Origin of the sequence: Lachnoclostridium sp. An181, assembly GCF_002160325.1 — a bacterium.
Lineage (GTDB): Bacteria > Bacillota > Clostridia > Lachnospirales > Lachnospiraceae > An181.
Genome location: NZ_NFKJ01000015.1, coordinates 19,199 through 39,230, shown reverse-complemented (window position 1 = coordinate 39,230; position 20,032 = coordinate 19,199). Strand labels below are relative to the sequence as shown.

Genomic DNA, 20,032 nt, shown 5'->3' with positions numbered 1-20,032 from the left:
GTTAGGTCTATCTAACCGACTGCAAGAGCATATCATCACTTCACTTCTGTTGCAAGAAAATTATCTTTAATGATTATTTTATCATCCTATTGCATTATTTATTCTTCTTTTTTATACTGTTTTCAGGAAACAAATCATGTAAAACTCAACAGTCAACAGAAAGGTGTGAAAACATGCATACATGTGCCAACTCCCCCGAAGAATTCCGGGAACAATTTCTATGTCAAATGGAGTTTCTTCCGGAAACTTTCAAACACTATACTCTCTATCATTGCAGGCAAAGACCGGAACAAGGATATGTCCGTCTGTACCAAAATCCCGGGAAATATGATTTTGGAATCGGTGATTATACCATACACAAAGATTTTTCCATCTGTTTTTCCACCTCCTTGAAACTTCTTCGAATCGGTCTTGTGTATGACGGCACCACCAGCTTTGATATCCCCTCCTTTGCCGCCTCCTCCTTTGAGCCCTCCTCCTTCCTGACCCTTGAGGCAAATGTAAAGGGCATCCAGCGCTGGAAGATTGGACAACACTTTCACGGTGCAGAGCTAACGCTCTATCCAGCCTTTTTTGAAGAGCTGGCCGGACGTTTTCAAAATTTTGATCTGGAAAAATATTTTCTTTTAAATCACACATACCGCCATCTTCCGGCTGGGATCCTGCCTGCCATCCACAGGCTTATCCGGTTTGATGCATCGGATTCTTTAAATCCATTTCATCTGGAATCCGCAATTTTAGACTGTCTTGGCTCAATCGCACAGTGTCAAACGGCAGATGGAAACAACGCTTTTTCCGTACAGATTGATTACGGCGGAGTTGCCATCGGAAATGACCGCTACATCCGGTTCTCCAGCGACGATTTTCGAATAATTCAGAAAATCCACGACTATCTTTCCAAATGCTACAAGGAACCTCCCACGATCGACGCGCTCAGCCGGGATTTTCTTATCAGCCCGCAAAAACTAAAGGCCGGTTTCCCTTATTATTTCCATATGACGATCGGAGAATACATCTCTTCCCTGCGGATGAGCACTGCCGCCACTTTGCTTTGCACTACGGAAAAATCTGTACAGGAAATTGCCAAAGAAGTGGGATACACATATGCATCTAACTTTGCCAGACGGTTCCAGAACACTTACCACTGTACGCCATTAAAATACCGGATGCGCGAGAAAAAGCGGAGCGGAAAGGAGACATGATCGTATGAAGATCATATTTTTGGACATTGACGGTGTGCTGAATTTTAACGGATGCCGCGAACGCATTGACACGATTTATTTTGTGAATGATAAAAAACTGCGTCTTCTGAAATGGATCGTGGGCAGGACAAATGCCCGCCTTGTACTTTCCTCCACCTGGCGCCTCGGCTGGTTTGACAGAGACAAGGGACTGGAAAACGAGGAAGTATTGATATTTAACCGGCTGGAAGAAAAATTCAAAGAATACGGGCTCTCCTTTCTCTCCAAAACCCCTGTATCAGAAAGCGGCTGCCGCGGCCATGAAATCCGTGCCTGGCTATATGGCTGGGAAGGAGAACCCATTGAGTCTTTCGTCATTTTAGATGACAATTGTGATATGGAGCCGTACAAAGGGCATCTGGTACAGACTTCTTTTTGGCACGGACTGCGCATCCGGGATGCCTTGCGGGCAGTACGGATGTTAGCCTCCTGATTTGTGCTATTTCCACAATTTTTCTTTCCTATTTTACCATTATATGGTAAAATACACATAACTTTAAACCAACTGTTTTTAAGGAGGTGTCTTTTATGATCACATTATTTAACCGCAAACAACTTTTGAGCACATACCAGATGGAAGAACAGGCAAACGTGCGGGATATCCTCTCACAGAACAATGTGGACTATCATGTACATATTGTAAACAGAAAAAGTCCTTCTCCTATGGATGCCGGATCGCGTATTACAGGCACTTTCGGAGAAAACCTGTCACTGGGGCATGAATACATCATCTATGTCAAAAAAACAGATTATGACAAAGCAATGCATATTCTCAAACAAAGTGGACGGTCTTAAAAACAGTGTTTCACAATTTAGAAAGGAAAGAATTTATGAAAAAGAATCGACACACTCAAAAGTACCTGAAAAAAGCAACAGCCGCCGCAGTTCTGGCAGGAGCTGTCACGATCACTGCTTGTCCGTCTGCAATATATGCAGCAGCGCCTGCATACAGCAATGATGCATCTGAACTTGCAGATATAACAAAAGAGACCGCTCAACAGCTTGAATCCTACGCAAACCCTGTCGTACAGGAATACACGGCTGATGCATCCAATAAAATGTGGACTATGACTTCCTCCACCCGTCTGGTGATTCTTGCAAACCAGGAGAATACGGAAAATGAGCGTCTGGCTGAGGTGGTAAAACTTGTGAACTCTGAGTTTATGGAAAAAGAGATTGTCTCATCCTCTCCGTTTGCCATGGTATACGGAAAAGAAAATGATGCCGCTCCTCCTGATATTCTGATCACTGTGGACAAAGAAAATCCTATCTGCGAGGAATCGGACAGCGAGGAGGCTTACCGCATTGATATTGATGAAAACGGTGTCCGCCTTGTGGGGGCAAGCGAAAATGCCGTGATGTATGGACTTCGCACGATCCAGAATATGATGGTCACAAATAATGGCCTTGTATACGGAACTATCATCGATTACCCGGACATGCCTGAAAGGCGTCTCCATGTGGACTGCGCAAGGAAATATATTTCCAAGGACTGGTTTATCCGCCAGATCCGTGAAATGTCTTATCTGAAAATGAATACACTTCAGATGCACTTCTCCGAAAACCTTGGATTCCGCATTGAGTGCGAGACAGATCCCCAAATCGTGTCCAAGGACGGATATCTTACAAAGGATGAGGTAAGAGAAATCCTTGCAGAGGCAAAAAAATACGGCATCAAGGTAATCCCTTCCTTTGACACCCCTGGACATGTGGATCAGATTTTGAAAGCGCATCCGGAATACGGACAGATCAGCAATACCGGATCACATTACAAATCCGGTCTGGACATTACAAACCCTGAGGCTGTCGCATATATCCGCAGTCTCTATGAAGAATACATGGAGCTTTTTGAAGGGTGTACGGACTTCCACATCGGCGGTGACGAATATATGGAATTTGACCGCGCTCCATTTACAACACAGTACAAGAGCGTCCTCAATGAGTATGCAAAAGAAACATTAGGCGATGGCTATATCTGGAAGGATGCGATGGCAAACTATATCAACGAGATGGCCGAATTTGTTCACGATCACGGATTTACTCCAAGAGTCTTCAATGACGGTCTCTACTATGGTGAAAATGACTGGGAGGGGCCGCAGAAGATCAAAATGCACGACTATATCGGCGTTGATTTCTGGTCTCAGATGACATGGAACCCAAGCATCGCCAGACTTAAAACATTCATAGACAAAGGCCATGACACCATCTACAATTTTAACTCCAGTTTCTTCTATTATGTCTTGAGAAACGATAAGCCGACAGATGGCCGCCCGCAAAATTCTTTTGACGTAAAAGATCAGGACAAAAATATTTACGAAAACTGGACACCTGGAAACTTCCCGTCCAACCCGGTTTCCGACGATTCTTCCTTTATCAAAGGTGCATCTATGGGAATTTGGTGCGACAACCCGAACATTGTCACCGAGGATGTCATCACGGAAGATATTGCAGACGAACTTCGTTCTCTGGCATCCAAATCCTGGAATACTGACAGCAATTCTGTCATTGATTTCCAAGATTTCCAGGCAAACTATAAGAAACTTGGAAACGTTGCAGGCTTTGAAAAAGGCTCCGCTTTGCCGGATCCAGGAGAAATTCTGGCCGCGGAAAGTCTAGGGAAAGTAACGCTGCGATATGTCAGCGACACCGGAAAGGTCCTGAAAGACGATGTTGTAAAATATGGTACGATCGGTGAAAATTATAGTTTTGAGGCCGAAGATATCTATGGATACAAGCTCATTTCCGAGGACAGCGTAAGCGGAACTTATGAAAAAGAAGGAGATACTTTTACCTTTGTCTACACACTGAACGTGGATAAGAGTGAACTGAAGAAAGAACTTGACGCTGTTCTGCCGGAAGATTCCTATATTAAAGAAACCTATGCGGATTATAAAGAAACAGTGGAAACTGCGAAAGAAGTTGCAGAACGTGAAGACAGTGAACAAACCGAAGTCGATGCAGCGCTGAAAGCTTTGCAGGATGCAAAAGCAAAAGCCGTTCCTCTCTCCCGCTTTGCCCTCTATGTGGAAACCCAGTATCCTCTTGAAGATGACGGATATGTTTCCGGATACACAGAGTACAAGCAGGCTGTGGCTGATTCAAAAGAAATACTCTACAATACAGCCTCTACAGACGAAATGTTCCAGGCTGCTTTCGATGCCATCCAGGCAGCAAAAGGCCAGCTGATGAAACCGGACGGCAATACCCCTTCTGTGTCAGCAAGTCTTGGCTACTACACAACTTATGTATATACGAACATGCTGGACGGAAATCTTTCTTCCAAATGCTGGTTCAACGGCAATCAGGCTACGGGAGATGACATTACCTTCACCTTCCCTCAAACAGTCAACATGTCCAAGATCCAGATCAGCCAGCCTTCTGATGTGGGCAACGATGTGATCGACAGCGCGGATATACAAATATCCACGGACGGCGAGGAATGGACAACGGTTGGAACAATGGACTCCGGTTCTTTGGATACAACGGTTGAGTTCACCACCACACCTGTAAAATATGCGCGCATCCTTCTGACTGCTGACAAAAAGAATTGGTATCAGATTTCCGAAGTCCAGTTCACCTATGAACAAATTCCTGAAGATCATACACTGCGCGATCTGATCGAGACAGCAGAAGGCATAGATATGGCCGGAAAAGATTCCTCTGCAGTCAGCGCATTTGTGGATGTACTGATCGAAGCCCAGAAAGCTTACGCATCCCACGCTCAGGATACAGGAGAGTTGGAAATGCGCCTTCAGGCTGCCATGGATGCCCTGGATTCCACCGAACAACAAAAACTTTCCACAAGTGTTTTGGAGTACGCCCTGAAACTTGCACAGACGGCAGACACAACAGGGGTCGTGACATCCGTCGCAGAAAAATTTGAGGCATTAAAAGCACAGGCGGAAGATATTCTCCTTCGCGTACAGCAAGGCGATAAGAGCGTCACACAGGAAATGATCGATGAGACATGGCAAGAACTTGTTAAGACCATGCAGTATTTCTCCTTCAAACAAGGCGATAAGACGGATCTGTCAAAAGTGATCGCTCTGGCAGAGAGCCTTGATCTTTCCTTGTATTTGGCAGAGGGACAGGATGCATTTGAAAAGGCCCTGAATGATGCGATCATTGTAAGAGACAGCGGCGATGCAATGCAGGAGGACGTCAATGCATCATGGAAAGCTCTTTTACAGGCCATGAGTGATCTGAGACTGAAACCAAACAAAGACGCACTGAAGGTTTTGATCGCATCCGCGCAAAACTTAAGCCTTGAAAATGCCAAAAAAGAGGACGCCCTCGCATTCCGCACTGCTCTTGCAAATGCGCAGAGTGTATATGCAGACGAGGAGGCCAAAAAAGAGGAAGTCAATCTTGCATCCAGTGAACTCGAGTCCGCGATCAGCCGTATTTTGGCGTCTGCCAAGACACCACAGACTACAACTTCTGATCCGGCAAAACTTGTCTCTGCACAAGGATCCAATACACAAAAAAATGCAGCAGACACGTCCACGGTAAAAAGCGCGAAGACAGGTGACACAACAACTGTTGCCGGAATGGCCGCTTTGGCTGCTGTGGCAGGAGGCTTAGCTGCCGCAACAATCAAAAAACGTAAAAAATACGAAAACTAAACTCTAAAATGCCCCTGCCGGATGCTCAAAACATCCCGCAGGGGCATTTTCTGTTACAAGGTCACAGACACATACTGCAAAAGCCACACCTTTTCCTCATCTGCCAAATCTTTTGCAATCAATGCTGTTCTTGCAACAAAACTTGGGATGTAGTATAGTATATTAAAATTCATCATTCAACAAACACACTGTATTGACAATACGGTAAAAATTCATCCGGACCGCAATGAAACGGTGAGATTTTTATTGCCACAAGGAAGTGCAATAGAAGTCTCCTTTTTATTGTACACACCATATCAAGGAGTACGTCACAGACCAAAACCTGCACTATTCCAGAGCGGGAATTCGTGTTCTTGTTTTGCCTATATGGAGACACAAAAAATAACAAACTAAGGAGTGACTATTATGAAATTAACAATGTCAAAAGAAGTGGATTTAGGACGTGAACCTGTCAGACATCTTTTGTTCATTCTGGCTGTTCCGGCCATTACCTCTCAGCTGGTCAATGCCCTTTACAATATGGTAGACCGCATGTATATCGGGCACATTCCCGAAATCGGCGCCTCCGCATTGACTGGGGTTGGAGTCTGTTTTCCATTGATCATGATCATCTCTGCTTTTGCCTATCTGCTCGGGATGGGCGGAGCGCCAAGAGCAAGCATTCTCATGGGTAAACAGGACAATACAGGTGCAGAAAAAATTATGGGAAACTGTTTTTTTGCATTGATCATTGTATCAATTATATTGACTGTTCTTGTGCTGATTTTTAAACGTCCTCTTCTGATGCTTTTTGGTGCCAGCGAAAATACGATTGGCTATGCCGAAAGCTACATGAGCATTTATGCGATCGGAACGATTTTTGTGCAGCTAACTCTTGGACTGAACTCTTTTATTTCCGCTCAGGGATTCTCAAAGATCAGCATGTTTACTGTCATCATCGGGGCAGTGACCAACATCATCCTTGACCCTATATTCATTTTTGGTTTTCATATGGGCGTACAAGGCGCCGCACTTGCCACTATCCTGTCACAGGCACTCAGCGCAGTATGGGCAATCTGGTTTTTGACAGGGAAATCGACAACTTTGAAACTTCGCAAAGAAAATATGAAAATTGTACCAAAGGTATTGTTTCCTTGTATTGGACTTGGAGTTGCACCATTCGTAATGCAGGCAACAGAAAGTGTGCTGGTTCTGTGTTTCAATTCTTCTTTATTGAAATACGGCGGAGATTTGGCTGTAGGTGCCATGACCATTCTTTCCAGCGTCATGCAGTTTGCAATGCTTCCTCTTCAGGGCCTCACTCAGGGGGGACAGCCGATCATCAGCTACAATTACGGTGCAAACAATACATCCAGGGTAAAACAGGCGTTTAAATTGCAGACTATCTCCTGTTTTGCATATTCCACTGTACTTTGGCTCTTGGTGGAATTTTTCCCAAGTATATTTATCGCAATTTTCACAAATGATCCTCAGCTTGCCAGTCTTGCAAAATGGGCCATCCGCATTTATATGGCATCTGTATTGCTGATGGGTCTTCAAATTTCCTGCCAGCAGACATTCATTGCATTTGGAAACTCAAAGGTATCTGCATTTCTGGCTATCTTCAGAAAGATACTGGTATTGATCCCGCTCATCTACCTGCTCCCTGTTCTTATAAAAGACAATGTGCAGGCCGTTTTCCTTGCGGAACCAATTGCAGATTTTATTGCTGTACTGACAACTGTGACTTTGTTCTTCATTCAATTTAAAAAACTGATCAAAATTATGAACAGCAGAAACTAGTTCTCATTTTAAAAAACTGATAAAGCTGCCGTGCTTTTTCACGACAGCTTTTGCTTTTCTATATTGCATTTTTTACAACAACCATTCTGTTTTTCCTTGCAAGGGCTATGGCAACATGGCAAAATTCAGTGACCGCGCATATCTTATCGGCCAGCGTGATGATCCATGCCTCCTTATTCCTTGGAACCGGCCCTAAGGGGAACATATGAGTACGTATTGCATCCAGCTCCCTGTCACTGATCTGAAACATTCGAACACTGTTTTCTGCAGCAGCTTTTGGATGGTATAATACCTGATGCTCCCCGGTAGGTGTCTTTTCTCGAAAATCATATGGGCAAAAATCATGAAGAAGTCCTGCTCTTGCAGCAGCTTTTTTATCACAGTGAAATTTTTTCGCCAGCAGCCATGACAAATAGGAAACATTGATGCTGTGCATCAACCTGCTCGTATTGTGATGATGCTCATAATTGTCCAGCGATAAAAACTCCTTATCTGAAAGAATATGCCACACTTCTTCCAGGTACTCTCTCGGCACTTCTTCTGATGCCTGAATGTCCATCGGCAATCACCTGCTTTCTTTCTTGATATTTTTATTATGTCCCGTTTATATAAAAACACAAGACCTTTCCCAATAATTTAATAACTTAATAAGAAAGAAATAAGGACTTTTTTCTTAGCATCTTGTCATAATATTGATGATCGTCTCATCCGTTCCTCTCATTCCCTGACTTGCCAATTCTCCGATATTACGGATCGTATTTTCTACCCCCTTCTCTACAATCCCATCTCCGCCGTAAAACTCCTTGCCTCTCTTTTGCATTTGTAAGCCCAAAAGTCCGGCCTCCACGGCAGATGCAATCTTTGCTGCACAGCTTGCTTTTGCGCCATCACAGATCACACCGGAGTTGATCGCAACTGCATTGACAATGACATGTGAAATTTCCATCTTGCGCCCTCCATATAAGTAGCAGATACCTGCACCTGCACCGCAGCCTGCGCTGATAGCTCCACAGTAAGCAGAAAGACGGCCAATTCCTGTCTTTAAATGGATTGTGATCAAATTTGAGACCACCAATGCTCTGAGCATCATTTCTCTTGAAACCTTCAGTTCCTCTGCATAGACAATAACCGGCAATGAAGCAGTCATTCCCTGGTTCCCGCTTCCGGAATTGATCACAACCGGCAGCTCACATCCATTCATACGCGCATCCGATCCTGCTGCGGCCATGGCCTTCGCGCGGTTATGCACACTGTCGCCGTAAGCTTCCATCAAAGTGCATCCAATGGCCGCACCCCACTTTCCTGTCATTCCTTCTTTTGCAATTGCCTTATTGCAGGAAATCTGGCGCTCCAAAACTTCTTCCACATCTTTGATATCCACACAATCTGCAAATTCAATAATGTTTTCCACATTCAACAGATCATGATTTGTAGATTGTATTGGCTGCTGCTCCGTATAGTCCTTCTCACTGAGCACTTCCCCATCTCTCATCAGACGGATCACATTCGTGTGATATCCTGAAATCTGCACATATCCTGTGTGTCCGCCGGCTAAGGTGCGGATCTGGATGTCAAACACATATCCACTGTCCGATTCCTTTACTGTGATCGGAATATTCTCCATCATTTCCTTCATCTCTTCCTTTTGAGACTCTGTAACATCCGCGAGAATCTCCAGTTCCTTTTCAGGCTTTGCTGCCACGATACCGGCGCACACAGCTGCCTTTATCCCCCGCAGCCCTCCGGTACACGGCACAACCACGCTTTTTACATTTTTGATGATATTTTTGCTCACCAAAACCTCGATGGACTCCGGTTTTGACCCGAGCGCCCGGGATGCCAGCGCTGCCGCATATGCCACTGCAATCGGTTCTGTGCACCCCATTGCCATAACCAATTCCTCTTTTAGTATTTTTACATACTCTTCATAAATTGCACGTTCCATATCTTCTCCTCTTGTACTATAAAAAATTTCCTACTATATTTTATCAAGTTATGGACAAACGTGCTACCTGTGACAGAAATATTTTTTATTTTACCTTAGATTATGACCGCAAAGTAATGGATTGATAACTGTCTTGACTTATTCCAAAATTATACCAAAACTCTTTTATTACATGATCCCGCTTAAACGATGCAAATATACTTTTTCTGCTTAATGATGCTTTTAAACTTCTTCTGTAACGCTCAGCATCCGGATATTGTTTATGTTTTCCAATATTTTATAGTTTGATGAAACAATATATTGAAAATGTTATACCTATTATCATATTTCATTTTAAAAAAACACAAAAAACCTCCCAGAGAACGGATTCTCTGAGAGGTTTGTAAATCTTTTTTTAATTGTACGTTGAACAAACGTCCGATTAACGTTTGGAGAACTGCGGTGCTCTTCTCGCTGCTTTGAGACCGTATTTCTTTCTCTCTTTCATTCTTGGATCACGAGTCAGGTATCCTGCTTTTTTGAGGACCGGTCTGTACTCCGGATCAGCCTGAAGTAATGCTCTTGCGATTCCGTGACGGATTGCTCCAGCCTGTCCTGTGTATCCACCACCGTGAACATTTACAAGTACATCGAATTTATCAGCTGTCTCTGTAGCAACGAGCGGCTGACGAACGATAACTTTCAATGTTTCAAGTCCAAGATACTCGTCAATGTTTCTTTTATTTATTGTAATATTACCTGTTCCAGGTACCAGATATACTCTTGCGATAGATTTTTTTCTTCTTCCTGTTCCGTAGAATTTTGCTTTAGCCACTGTGATTTCCTCCTCTCAACCTTATACTTAGAATGTCAATACTTCTGGTTTCTGAGCTGCATGGTTGTGCTCTGGTCCAGCGTATACATGAAGTTTCTTAATCATTGCTCTTCCCAAAGGTCCTTTTGGAAGCATGCCTTTCACTGCAAGCTCGATCACTTTCTCAGGTTTCTTAGCCATCATCTCTCTCAATGTTGTCTCTTTCATTCCTCCAACATAATCGGAGTGATTGTAATAAACTTTCTGATCAAGTTTCTTTCCTGTCACTGCGATCTTTTCTGCATTTACAACGATTACGTAATCACCTGTGTCAACATGTGGTGTAAATTCCGGTTTATTTTTTCCTCTTAAAACTTTTGCAATTTCAGACGTAAGGCGTCCTAATGTCTGGCCTTGCGCATCAACTACATACCATTTCTTTTCAATCTTATCTGGATTAGCCATGTAAGTTTTCATTGGTTGACCTCCTACTATTCATTTCACTATCCTAAATATTTGCTTGGTTATTATATTGAAATCAGTTTCCTCCGGGGCTTTGGCGAAACTGTTTCTGTTTATGTCATACTGTTTAATTATATTCGCCACACCCTCTGCTGTCAACCTATTTCATTACATTTCTGCTATATTTTTCTTTTGTTTTCCCACAGGCTATGGCAGATGTAAAGCACACGCTGTGCTTTTTGTTTCCGTATTCCTAATGGATTTGGAAAATACTGTGCACGCGTGTGCTTTTCTCATCTTTTTCTTATTTCATTTTTGCAGTGGAGAGTATATCCTCTATTTTCTTTTTCTCCATGCTGCAAAGGCGGCGGCTGCTGCCGCAAGTGCAACTGCCGCTGCGGTGCCTGTTGTCTTATCTCCTGTCTTTGCAGATTTTTCTGAAGTTTGCTTCGGATCTTTTGTTCCGGTTTGTCCTTCTTTTATGCCGGCTTCTTTATCGCTGTTTTCCGCTGTTTCCGGAATCTTTGCATTGGCAACGTTCGTATCTTTTACAGGTGTCAGTTTTGCGATAGCTGTTTCCAGGGCATCACAGGATGCATTTACAGTGTCCTGCACCGCTTTCTCATCCGCAAGCACACCCTTTGCTTCTGCAAGTGCCGCACGCATAGTTTCAAAGCTTTCGGCCTCATAGTCTGCTGCTTCGAAACCTTCCGCCTGGATCACAAGCCCTTCCAGCACATCCTTGTCTGGCTTCAGCTGCATGTTGGCCATTGCCAGCAGCAGGTTTTTCCATGCTATGTTTACATCATCCTGCATTGCATCTTTGTCATTATTTACCTTTCTTGCCTCATCAAGAGCTGACACAAATGCATCTTTTTCATTGCCGTCAAGATAGGACTCTATTTTTGCCTCCATTGTTTCTGCAAGCGCGATCACTTTCGCAAGATCTGTCTTATCCCCCTGTTTGAAGGAGAGATACTGCATGATCTCAATCAGTTCCTTCCAGCTCTCATCGATCATCTCCTGATCAATAGTTTTATCTCCGGCCTTTGCTTTCGCATAGATATCCTCCGCGTTTGCAAGTGCTGTCTCAAATTTTTCCGCTACAGATCCTACAACATTTTCTATATCTGCTGTCTTTGCAAGCTCAATTGCATATTCCAGGACATCTGTGGACAGCTGTTCTGTTTCCTCATCACCGCCCTCATAACCCTCATTTGGCAGCACTACTTTGTATTCGTCCATGGATGCCTCGATCTCATCGGTTGTAACCGGTTTGAATGTATAAGTGTATTCGTATGTATGATCTGCTGTATTCTGGTATTTTTCAAACGGTTTTGCTCCCCAGGAGTTGTCTCCGCCGACACCCATCTGGCGCTGGTTCAGTCTCAAAATAACATTGTCTTTGTCTTCCAGCTGATAGGAGTGGAGCGCATTGCTTAAATCCTCAGCAGTATAATAAAGGGCGCTAAACTCGATCGGTGTGTCTGTCTCTGCTTTTGCGAGCAGTCCTACACCGTCATCATTTGTAATGCTCACCCATCTTGTATCCGTTCTGTTTCCCGTCTCCTGCGGTTTGATGTAGTCTACAAAGAAATCCTCCACGTCTTTTTTGTATACACCTACTTCGTAGCCGCTCTGACGGTCGATATAGTTTTCGTCCGGACCCTTTCCGTACCATGTTACATGCGAAAACTCTTTTGGAAGTGTCAGTGTATTTCCAACTACAGGAATCATTGGAAGATCTTCTCCTGGATTGAGTGTACTTGTCACTTTTACATCTCCGGTTCCGTAAACACTGAATTTCTGCTCGTATCCGGATTCATTTGTCGTCGGAAGTGTGGATTTCACAGTAAACGTCACCATATTGTTTCCGGATTTTTCTACATTGACAGACTCTACTTTCCGGTCTGCCCCTGCGTGTCTCCATGTGTCAAGCTCCAGCCCGGAGTAGAATCCAAGGTCACTGTCTGTAGGCGCCCTCCAGAAATCCGGAGCCGGTCCTTTTTCCAGAAGAGCTTTTCCTTCATATATAAAAGAATCGATCGTACCTGTCTTCTTGTTGAATTCTAATGTAAAGTCTTTTTCTTTTCCGGATACCGTAACAGTATCGTCCGTCTCAACGGTTTCAATCTCCGGAATCTCTTTTGCATCGGTCTCTCCTACTGACGGTACGTCAAATGGAACTTTGATCTGTCCGTGGGCAACTTCGTGTCCTGCTTTTGCCCAGGAAGTGTCTTCTTTCAGATTAAAGCTGATATTCACAAAATACTCAGCTCCTGCTTTTAACTCCGGTTTCTCAAATGGCACATTAAGGATCTTCTTGCCATAAGATTTAATTTCGCTGAGGGAATCGTCTACCGGTGCCACATCAAGATCATCTGCTGTGAAGTCTCCGCTCTGGATCACCTGGCCGTCCTCTAAAAGCTCCCAGGATGCGTTAAATGCATTCAGGTTTGTGAAGAGATATTTGTTCTCCAGCTCGATTTTCCCATTCAGGATATCATAATCGTGGATTCCGATGTTCTGGTAAATATATTTTACCTGCTCAAGTTCCGGCTGTACGGTCCTGTCCGCAGAAATCAGTCCGTTCGCACAGAAGTTTTTGTTGTTTGGATTGCCTTCTGGAATATCCTGCCAGTCTCCTCCAAAACTAAAGTAGGTATCCTTCTCATAAGTCTTATCCGCAGTCTCGTCAAAATCCAGCCACAAAAGTGTATTGTTGTCTGCTTCTCTGTCTTTGTTATTGAGTTCTTCTTTTGACAGGGCTCTATCGTAGATTCTTACGTTGTCGATCACGCCTTTGAATGTTGCAGGAACATTCGGATTTTGGGCATCAAATGTTACATCTGCACCAATGCCGACCTTATTCGGTCCGCCTACCACGCCGACCTCATCTGTTGCACTTGCCACTTCCTCGCCGTCCAGATAGAGTTTTAAGTTTGTTCCATCGTAAGTACCTGCAATGTGATGCCATTTTCCACCCCAGTCATCCGGTGTGTCAAATTGTGCGGATACTTTTGTATATACGCCGTTACTGTCATCGTAATCCTGGTTGTAAATATAGAATTCCAGCACATCTTTTTCTCCGTCTACAAGACGTTTCAGTCCGTAAGACTCTGTGCAGGACCATTCATCGTTTCCTTTTGTGATGATCGGAGCCGTCTGGTTGTAGTCCTCCGGTTTGACCTGTCCGGAACCATCGTTTTCCCTTGTGGCTGCCTCGTATGTATCCGGTTTTACCATCGCCTCCAGCGTAAATGGCGTTCTCCCGGATATATGCAAAGATTTGTCATTGTAAACCTCTGCGTACCCATCCATTCCTTTTCCCTGTGCGCCCTCTACAAGGTCACCTTTTAATTTCACCGGAATGTTTGTTTTTCCTTCATCTGTCAACATCTTGTCCGTCGGAGTAGCCACCTCGATCGTCTGATCCACCCAGTCCCAGATAAATCCGCCCTGAAGATTTGGATATTTTTCATACATTTCCCAGTATTCGTCCAGGTTTCCGATTCCATTTCCCATTGCATGTGCGTATTCACACTGGAAAGATGGTTTCGTTCCGTATACACCCCACCAGCCCATTGGATTGATCGTCTTATCCAACACATCCGGCTGATCCACTCTTCTATACATTCTTGACCAAACATCCACTTCCGGAATATCACGGTCCCCCTCATAATGTACGAATCTGGTCGGATCCAGCTCTTTACACAGTTTTCCAAGTTCCGCCCACGTAGCTCCGTTGTAACTCTCATTTCCAAGTGACCAGGAAATAATACATGGATGCACCTTACTTCTTTCAATCGTTGTCCTCATTCGGTCCTTGCAGGCACTGATCCATTGTTCATCACTCTGCGGAATGTAGTCGTTGAGCCCATGGGATTCAATATTTGCCTCATCGATCATATAAAGTCCATACTCGTCACAAAGCTCATACCATCTTGGCTCGTTTGGATAATGAGAGTTTCGCACTGCATTGATGTTGTACTGTTTCATAAGCTCAATATCTTTGATCATGCTCTCCTCAGAAATATGGCGCCCGGTCCCCGGATTCGTCTCATGGCGGTTCACACCCTTCAGCATGATCGGCGCGCCGTTTATCAAAATCTGGGATGTGTTCGTCCCCTTTCGCACGATCTCCACCTCCCGGAAACCAACATGGCATCCTGCAGTCTCGACAATATTTCCGTCTGCATCTTCCAAAATAGTCACAAGTTCATAGAGGTTTGGGGCCTCCGCAGACCATAGGAGAGGAGCTTTCACATCCTCTGCAAATGCCACATGCGCCTGCCCGTATCCGTCATCACTCTTTTCAAAAACAAGATCAGTCGTCTCTTTTTCCAGGACCTCATTCCCGTCCTTGTCATAAAGAATATGCCTTACACGGTACCCCTTTGTGTCCGCATTTTCATCATAGTTTCTCAGCGTTATCTCCACGTTGAGCGTGGCATCTTTGTAGGATTCATCCAGGTCCGTTGTATAATGGAAATCAAAAATGGATGCCTGTTTATCCTTTGCATACAGGAAAACATCGCGGAAAATCCCGCTTAACCGGATAAAATCCTGATCCTCGAGATAACTGCCGTCCGACCATCTGTACACCTGGACTGCAATTGTGTTCTCCTCCCCCGGAGCATTCAGGTATTTACTGATATCAAACTCATCCTGTGTATAGCTGTCTTCACTGTATCCAACTTTCTGCCCGTTCACCCATACATAAAATGCAGATTCCACTCCCTGGAAGGAGACAAAAATTTCTTTTCCGTCCCAATTTTTCGGGGTTGTAAACGTACGTTTATAGTGGCCAACCGGATTGTAGACTGTCGGCGCCACTCCTCTTGGGCTGTCCTCCGGAAGACCATAGTTGGCCCTTGGATCCTCCACTCCTTCCCACGGAAGCCGCGTATCTGTATATTTCGGATGGTCATACCCTTCCGTCTGCCAGTTTGACGGCACTTTGATGTCATCCCATCCGCTTACATCGTAACCGTCTTTGAAAAACTCCATATTCCTTTCATGCGGAGAATCCACAAGCTTGAACTTCCAGTCGCCGTTTAAAGAATAATAGAATGGAGAAGTTTCTTTTTCCTTTCTCAGTTCCGGATCTTTCACGTTCTCAAGTTTGTCAAATCCGATAAAACTTGTATGGGCATCTTCTCTGTTCACTTCAAATTTTCCGTTCTGGTCAAACCACTCTTCTCCTTTGAAAATATCTGCGTCATTGTTTGTGACGCCTTGTCCGTCATTTGCTGCTGCAGGCACTGCTGAAACGACCAGCCCGGCGGCCAGCGCGGCGGCTAACAATGGTTTACGCTTTTTCATTATTCCTCACTCCAATTTTCATAATTTTCCTTCTTACATACCTTTTACCGATCGATCAGTTTATGATTTATACAATGTTATTATATCCATCTCCCAAATTTAAGTAAAGTCATTTCACTATACATAAGATATTTTTCACATTTTAGCTATTTATTTATTTTATTTTTTGTTCATTTATTACAAATATATTTCGCTTTTTTCTGTTTTATTTTTATATCTGTTATTTACATTATCTTTACAAAACCGTATACTATAATAGATAGTTTTTCGTGAGATCAACGAAATCTTTATCCATTAAACTTGAGAGGAGATATACTTATGTGGGCTTATGAAAACACGTTTTATCAAATATATCCAATCGGATTTTGTGGAGCTCCGATATCCAATGATGGAGTCTGCATATCCAGACTAAATAAACTCAAAGAGTGGGCACCTTATCTTGAAACTCTTGGCGTCGGAGCAATCCTCCTCAATCCAGTCTTTGAATCTGACAATCATGGATACGATACAAGAGACTTCTTAAAGATCGACTGCCGACTGGGAACAAACGAAGATTTCACAGATATCTGCCGTACTTTGCATGAACACAACCTCCGCATTGTGCTGGACGGTGTCTTTAACCATGTGGGACGCGGATTCTGGGCATTCCAGGATGTTAAAGAAAAAAGATGGGATTCTCCGTATAAAGACTGGTTCCACATCAACTTTGACGGAAATAATGGTTACAATGATGGTTTCTGGTACGAAGGATGGGAAGGGCATTTTGAACTTGTCAAGCTGAACCTGCAGAATCCACAGGTTGTGGACTATCTTTTAGACTGTGTCCGTTTCTGGATAGACACCTTTGACATCGACGGACTTCGCCTCGACGTTGCCTACTGCCTGGACCGCGAATTTTTGAAACGCCTGCGAAAATTTACCCAGGAACTGAAACCAGGTTTTGCACTTATCGGGGAAGTCCTCTTTGGCGACTACAACCAGATTGTCAACGATGAAATGCTGCACAGCTGTACAAACTACGAGTGCTATAAAGGTCTTTATTCCAGTTTAAACTCCATGAATCTTTTTGAGATCGCTCACTCTTTGAACCGCCAGTTCGGACCGGAAAACTGGTGCATTTACCGCGGGAAACATCTGCTTAGTTTCGCGGATAACCACGATGTGACAAGACTTGCCAGCATTCTCACCAACAAGAAACATATTCCTCTTGCCTACGGACTTCTTTTTGGTATGCCCGGCATTCCTTGTCTTTATTATGGAAGTGAATGGGGAACGGAGGGGGAAAAAGGTGCCTTTGACGACTATGCGCTCCGTCCTTGCTTTGAAAAGCCTGCACCGAACGACCTGACCGATTTTATCCGTACCTTAATAAAAATCCGCGGGGAAAGCGATGCTCTTTGTAACGGAAACTATGTAAACATCGCTATCACGAATAAGCAGCTTGTTTTTGAGAGAAAAAGTGATTCCGAAAAAATATTCATTGCCGTTAATATAGAAGAGAATAACTTTACCATTTCAAATCCCGCTCTTACAGGAACTGCCAAAGATCTGATCTCCAAAGAAAATTTCACTCTGAATGGAGAACTTTTGCTCCCTGCATACAGTGTGCGCTATCTGAAGATGGAATAAAAAATCTTTATGCCTTTTTATATTTTTCCCCATATTGTTTATCTTTTCTTAATATCTTATCCGCTATAATACACATACAGAAAAGAACAGCACATTCCAAACAGGAGGAAAGATAAACATGAATGATTGTTATTCGAGGGTACCGGAGTTGTCATAATCACTCCTATGAAACCCAACGTGGACATCCATTATCGCAAATGGAGGAACTCATAGAATTTCAGATTCAAAACTGTACAGATGCCATCGGCGTGGCAGGTACGACCGGCGAAACTGCATGCCTTGACATGCAGGAACATTTTGCAGACCTTGCTCTTGGGTCACAAGGCATTATTTCCGTGCTGTCTAATATCTGCCCAAAAGAAGTCAGCGATCTTTGCTACGCTTTTTTTGCAGGTGATATCAAACAAAGCGAAGAAATACAGAAAAAGTATGAAGAATTGAACGAAACACTTTTTTCAGACATCAATCCGATCCGCTTTACCGCAGATGGTGATCTTTATGAAACAGAAGTAAAAGTGGAACATCAGGAACACGATTCGTACTGTATGATCTGCTGCAAAAACGCCATGGGACACCCGGTATCTGCAAGAACCTAAAAAACAAGGGTGCCGTTCTATCATCAAGACACTTCTGACTGAATGATGGAACGGCACCCTTTGGAGTATCCCCAAATTTTTGTAAACCTTCAAACAGATGCAAGACAGCTTAAAGGTTTTTTCATCTTCCGCTGTCATCAATCTTTTTGATAGCGGTTATTGAATTTATCCAGTTTCCAGGCACACACAATACCAATGACCAGACAGATCACATTTGCAAAAAAAGCTCCCGGCGATTCCAGAAAACTTTGGAATGGTATGATCATAATGGTGGCAGCCACTACAATCCCCACAATTGCGTGAAATGCACAGGAATAAAAATTTTGAAACAATGCCTCAACTGCCTTGGCAAGACAGATAATGGTCACGATCGCTCCGATTCCACTCGGAATAAGGATGTTCATCTGCAAATGTCCCAATCCGTCCACAAACGGCGTGTATAAACCGAGCGGCATCAACAGCGTGGAAAAACTCATCCCCGGAGCAATAATGCTCAGTGCCAGACAAAATCCGCAGAACACATACCAGCCTGTATTCGGCACTATCCGGACCGACATCGCATTCAGCCCTGCCAAAAGCGCTATGATCACTGCAAACGAAATCCCCATGGCTATCCAGGAACCTTTTGTCCGCCCTTTCTCACCTGCCTCGCGCAGCAGGGACGGCAGCATTCCAACGATCAATCCGATAAAAAGGCAAACCGACTGATTCGGATATTTTTCCAAAAAAAAGGCCAAAAGGTTTGCAATGCCAAGGAAACCGGCCGCGCCTCCGATCAGAACCGGAAACAATTTTGGTATGTGGGTACGGAAACATTTCAAGGGATTTGCAAACAGTTCCATAACGGGTTTATAGATCCCAAACACAACACAGAGCACTCCGCCGGACATGCCCGGAAGGACTGCCCCAAGTCCTATCAGCATTCCTTGCAACACACGGACTACAAACAGCTCATCCGATTTTCTGCTTGTTTGATTTTCTTTCATATGCATCACTTTCCAATCCTCCTGACAAATGATTTTATAAACATAACACGGAAATGAAGTCCATGTCAATATTCTACTTTACGCAAAAAAAGAAAGAGCAGAACCAAAGAATCCGGTTCTGCCCTACCTGTCAACATTTTTACTCTCTTACAAGCACTTTTTCAATTTCTGCCACATACACCATGTGGTAATCTTTGTCCGGATAACACAGTTTATCTGCATCCTTGTCGTCAAAGCATTCCTGATCCATCCACTGATGGTACATTTTCCTGCAGACAAAAATCATATCTGCCTCCTCCACCGCAGTGGTGCCGTCGAGGAAATATGGAGTGATATGCGCCTCCTGAAATTTGTCCACATCTCTTCCTGATCTTGATCCGCAAATGTTCAATGCGTTTCGGTATTCATTTCCAAGCACAGAGAGTGTAAATCTCTCATTTTTGTCGATAAATTCTTTTGTATATCTCTGCGGACGGATGTAGATCGTCACCACATTCTTTCTCCAGAGAACTCCCATCCCGCCCCAGCTTGCAGTCATGGTGTTACATTTCTCTTCATTTCCTGCTGTCACAAGGAGCCAGTCACTGCCAATGGTCGTAAATGGATTGATCTGCAACTCCTCTGGTTTCACTTCATAAAAACTCATGA

15 protein-coding genes are annotated in these 20,032 nt (G+C 43.8%); 7 read left to right on the top strand and 8 right to left on the bottom strand.

Going from position 1 to position 20,032, the window contains the following annotated elements; translation table 11 throughout:
• Positions 1-173: 173 nt before the first annotated feature.
• From B5F18_RS09695 to B5F18_RS09680, 4 genes are all read left to right on the top strand, one after another.
• The gene (locus B5F18_RS09695; protein ID WP_087157465.1) at positions 174-1,202 is read left to right on the top strand and encodes a helix-turn-helix transcriptional regulator; all 1,029 of its coding nucleotides are present in this window, start codon (positions 174-176) and stop codon (positions 1,200-1,202) included.
• A gap of 4 nt (positions 1,203-1,206) precedes the next feature.
• A complete protein-coding gene (locus B5F18_RS09690) occupies positions 1,207-1,674 on the top strand; it encodes an HAD domain-containing protein (protein ID WP_087157464.1) in 468 nt (155 codons plus the stop codon).
• 95 nt (positions 1,675-1,769) lie between these two features.
• Entirely contained in the window at positions 1,770-2,036 is a 267-nt protein-coding gene (locus B5F18_RS09685) for a hypothetical protein (RefSeq protein ID WP_087157463.1), read from the top strand.
• 35 nt (positions 2,037-2,071) lie between these two features.
• A complete protein-coding gene (locus tag B5F18_RS09680; protein WP_087157462.1) occupies positions 2,072-5,866 on the top strand; it encodes a family 20 glycosylhydrolase in 3,795 nt (1,264 codons plus the stop codon).
• A gap of 53 nt (positions 5,867-5,919) precedes the next feature.
• Here the strand turns inward: B5F18_RS09680 and B5F18_RS12835 are convergent, their stop codons facing one another.
• Entirely contained in the window at positions 5,920-6,042 is a 123-nt protein-coding gene (locus tag B5F18_RS12835) for a hypothetical protein (RefSeq protein ID WP_275532828.1), read from the bottom strand.
• Between the two features lie 229 nt (positions 6,043-6,271).
• Between B5F18_RS12835 and B5F18_RS09675 the strand changes: the two genes are divergently transcribed.
• Positions 6,272-7,648 carry an MATE family efflux transporter gene (locus B5F18_RS09675; RefSeq protein ID WP_087157461.1) on the top strand — a complete coding sequence of 459 codons (1,377 nt, stop codon included), beginning with the start codon at positions 6,272-6,274 and terminating at the stop codon, positions 7,646-7,648.
• A gap of 58 nt (positions 7,649-7,706) precedes the next feature.
• Here the strand turns inward: B5F18_RS09675 and B5F18_RS09670 are convergent, their stop codons facing one another.
• The 5 genes from B5F18_RS09670 to B5F18_RS09650 all read right to left on the bottom strand — a co-directional run bounded on the left by B5F18_RS09670 (position 7,707) and on the right by B5F18_RS09650 (position 16,173).
• On the bottom strand, positions 7,707-8,207 hold the full coding sequence (locus B5F18_RS09670; protein ID WP_087157460.1) for an HD domain-containing protein: 501 nt from the start codon (positions 8,205-8,207) through the stop codon (positions 7,707-7,709).
• 114 nt (positions 8,208-8,321) lie between these two features.
• Entirely contained in the window at positions 8,322-9,593 is a 1,272-nt protein-coding gene (locus B5F18_RS09665; RefSeq protein WP_087157459.1) for an L-cysteine desulfidase family protein, read from the bottom strand.
• Positions 9,594-10,014: 421 nt separating this feature from the next.
• Positions 10,015-10,407 (bottom strand): 30S ribosomal protein S9, encoded by a 393-nt coding sequence (gene rpsI, locus B5F18_RS09660; RefSeq protein ID WP_087157458.1) that lies wholly within the window; start codon positions 10,405-10,407, stop codon positions 10,015-10,017.
• 27 nt (positions 10,408-10,434) lie between these two features.
• Positions 10,435-10,863, bottom strand: a complete 429-nt coding sequence (rplM, locus tag B5F18_RS09655) for a 50S ribosomal protein L13 (protein WP_087157457.1) — start codon at positions 10,861-10,863, stop codon at positions 10,435-10,437.
• A gap of 321 nt (positions 10,864-11,184) precedes the next feature.
• Positions 11,185-16,173, bottom strand: coding sequence for a glycoside hydrolase family 2 TIM barrel-domain containing protein (locus B5F18_RS09650; protein WP_087157456.1), 4,989 nt, complete (start codon positions 16,171-16,173; stop codon positions 11,185-11,187).
• 318 nt (positions 16,174-16,491) lie between these two features.
• Between B5F18_RS09650 and B5F18_RS09645 the strand changes: the two genes are divergently transcribed.
• Positions 16,492-17,802, top strand: coding sequence for an alpha-amylase family glycosyl hydrolase (locus tag B5F18_RS09645; protein WP_087157455.1), 1,311 nt, complete (start codon positions 16,492-16,494; stop codon positions 17,800-17,802).
• 122 nt (positions 17,803-17,924) lie between these two features.
• Positions 17,925-18,398 (top strand): dihydrodipicolinate synthase family protein, encoded by a 474-nt coding sequence (locus tag B5F18_RS09640; protein ID WP_087157454.1) that lies wholly within the window; start codon positions 17,925-17,927, stop codon positions 18,396-18,398.
• Positions 18,399-18,535: 137 nt separating this feature from the next.
• On the opposite strand, the gene B5F18_RS09635 is transcribed toward B5F18_RS09640, so the two are convergent.
• Both B5F18_RS09635 and B5F18_RS09630 read right to left on the bottom strand, forming a co-directional pair.
• The gene (locus B5F18_RS09635; RefSeq protein WP_242955839.1) at positions 18,536-19,390 is read right to left on the bottom strand and encodes a DUF368 domain-containing protein; all 855 of its coding nucleotides are present in this window, start codon (positions 19,388-19,390) and stop codon (positions 18,536-18,538) included.
• Between the two features lie 133 nt (positions 19,391-19,523).
• Positions 19,524-20,030, bottom strand: coding sequence for a flavin reductase family protein (locus B5F18_RS09630; protein ID WP_087157453.1), 507 nt, complete (start codon positions 20,028-20,030; stop codon positions 19,524-19,526).
• Between the last annotated feature and the right edge of the window lie 2 nt (positions 20,031-20,032).

What these genes read in the sequence shown, in the direction of transcription:
- B5F18_RS09695 (WP_087157465.1), top strand. Translation starts at nt 174, where the DNA reads ATGCATACATGTGCCAACTCCCCCGAAGAATTCCGGGAACAATTTCTA.
- B5F18_RS09675 (WP_087157461.1), top strand. Translation starts at nt 6,272, where the DNA reads ATGAAATTAACAATGTCAAAAGAAGTGGATTTAGGACGTGAACCTGTC.
- B5F18_RS09630 (WP_087157453.1), bottom strand. Translation starts at nt 20,030, where the DNA reads ATGAGTTTTTATGAAGTGAAACCAGAGGAGTTGCAGATCAATCCATTT.
- rplM (WP_087157457.1), bottom strand. Translation starts at nt 10,863, where the DNA reads ATGAAAACTTACATGGCTAATCCAGATAAGATTGAAAAGAAATGGTAT.
- B5F18_RS09635 (WP_242955839.1), bottom strand. Translation starts at nt 19,390, where the DNA reads ATGCATATGAAAGAAAATCAAACAAGCAGAAAATCGGATGAGCTGTTT.
- B5F18_RS09650 (WP_087157456.1), bottom strand. Translation starts at nt 16,173, where the DNA reads ATGAAAAAGCGTAAACCATTGTTAGCCGCCGCGCTGGCCGCCGGGCTG.
- B5F18_RS09690 (WP_087157464.1), top strand. Translation starts at nt 1,207, where the DNA reads ATGAAGATCATATTTTTGGACATTGACGGTGTGCTGAATTTTAACGGA.
- B5F18_RS09685 (WP_087157463.1), top strand. Translation starts at nt 1,770, where the DNA reads ATGATCACATTATTTAACCGCAAACAACTTTTGAGCACATACCAGATG.
- B5F18_RS09645 (WP_087157455.1), top strand. Translation starts at nt 16,492, where the DNA reads ATGTGGGCTTATGAAAACACGTTTTATCAAATATATCCAATCGGATTT.
- B5F18_RS09640 (WP_087157454.1), top strand. Translation starts at nt 17,925, where the DNA reads ATGATTGTTATTCGAGGGTACCGGAGTTGTCATAATCACTCCTATGAA.
- B5F18_RS09680 (WP_087157462.1), top strand. Translation starts at nt 2,072, where the DNA reads ATGAAAAAGAATCGACACACTCAAAAGTACCTGAAAAAAGCAACAGCC.
- B5F18_RS12835 (WP_275532828.1), bottom strand. Translation starts at nt 6,042, where the DNA reads ATGATGAATTTTAATATACTATACTACATCCCAAGTTTTGTTGCAAGA.
- B5F18_RS09670 (WP_087157460.1), bottom strand. Translation starts at nt 8,207, where the DNA reads ATGGACATTCAGGCATCAGAAGAAGTGCCGAGAGAGTACCTGGAAGAA.
- B5F18_RS09665 (WP_087157459.1), bottom strand. Translation starts at nt 9,593, where the DNA reads ATGGAACGTGCAATTTATGAAGAGTATGTAAAAATACTAAAAGAGGAA.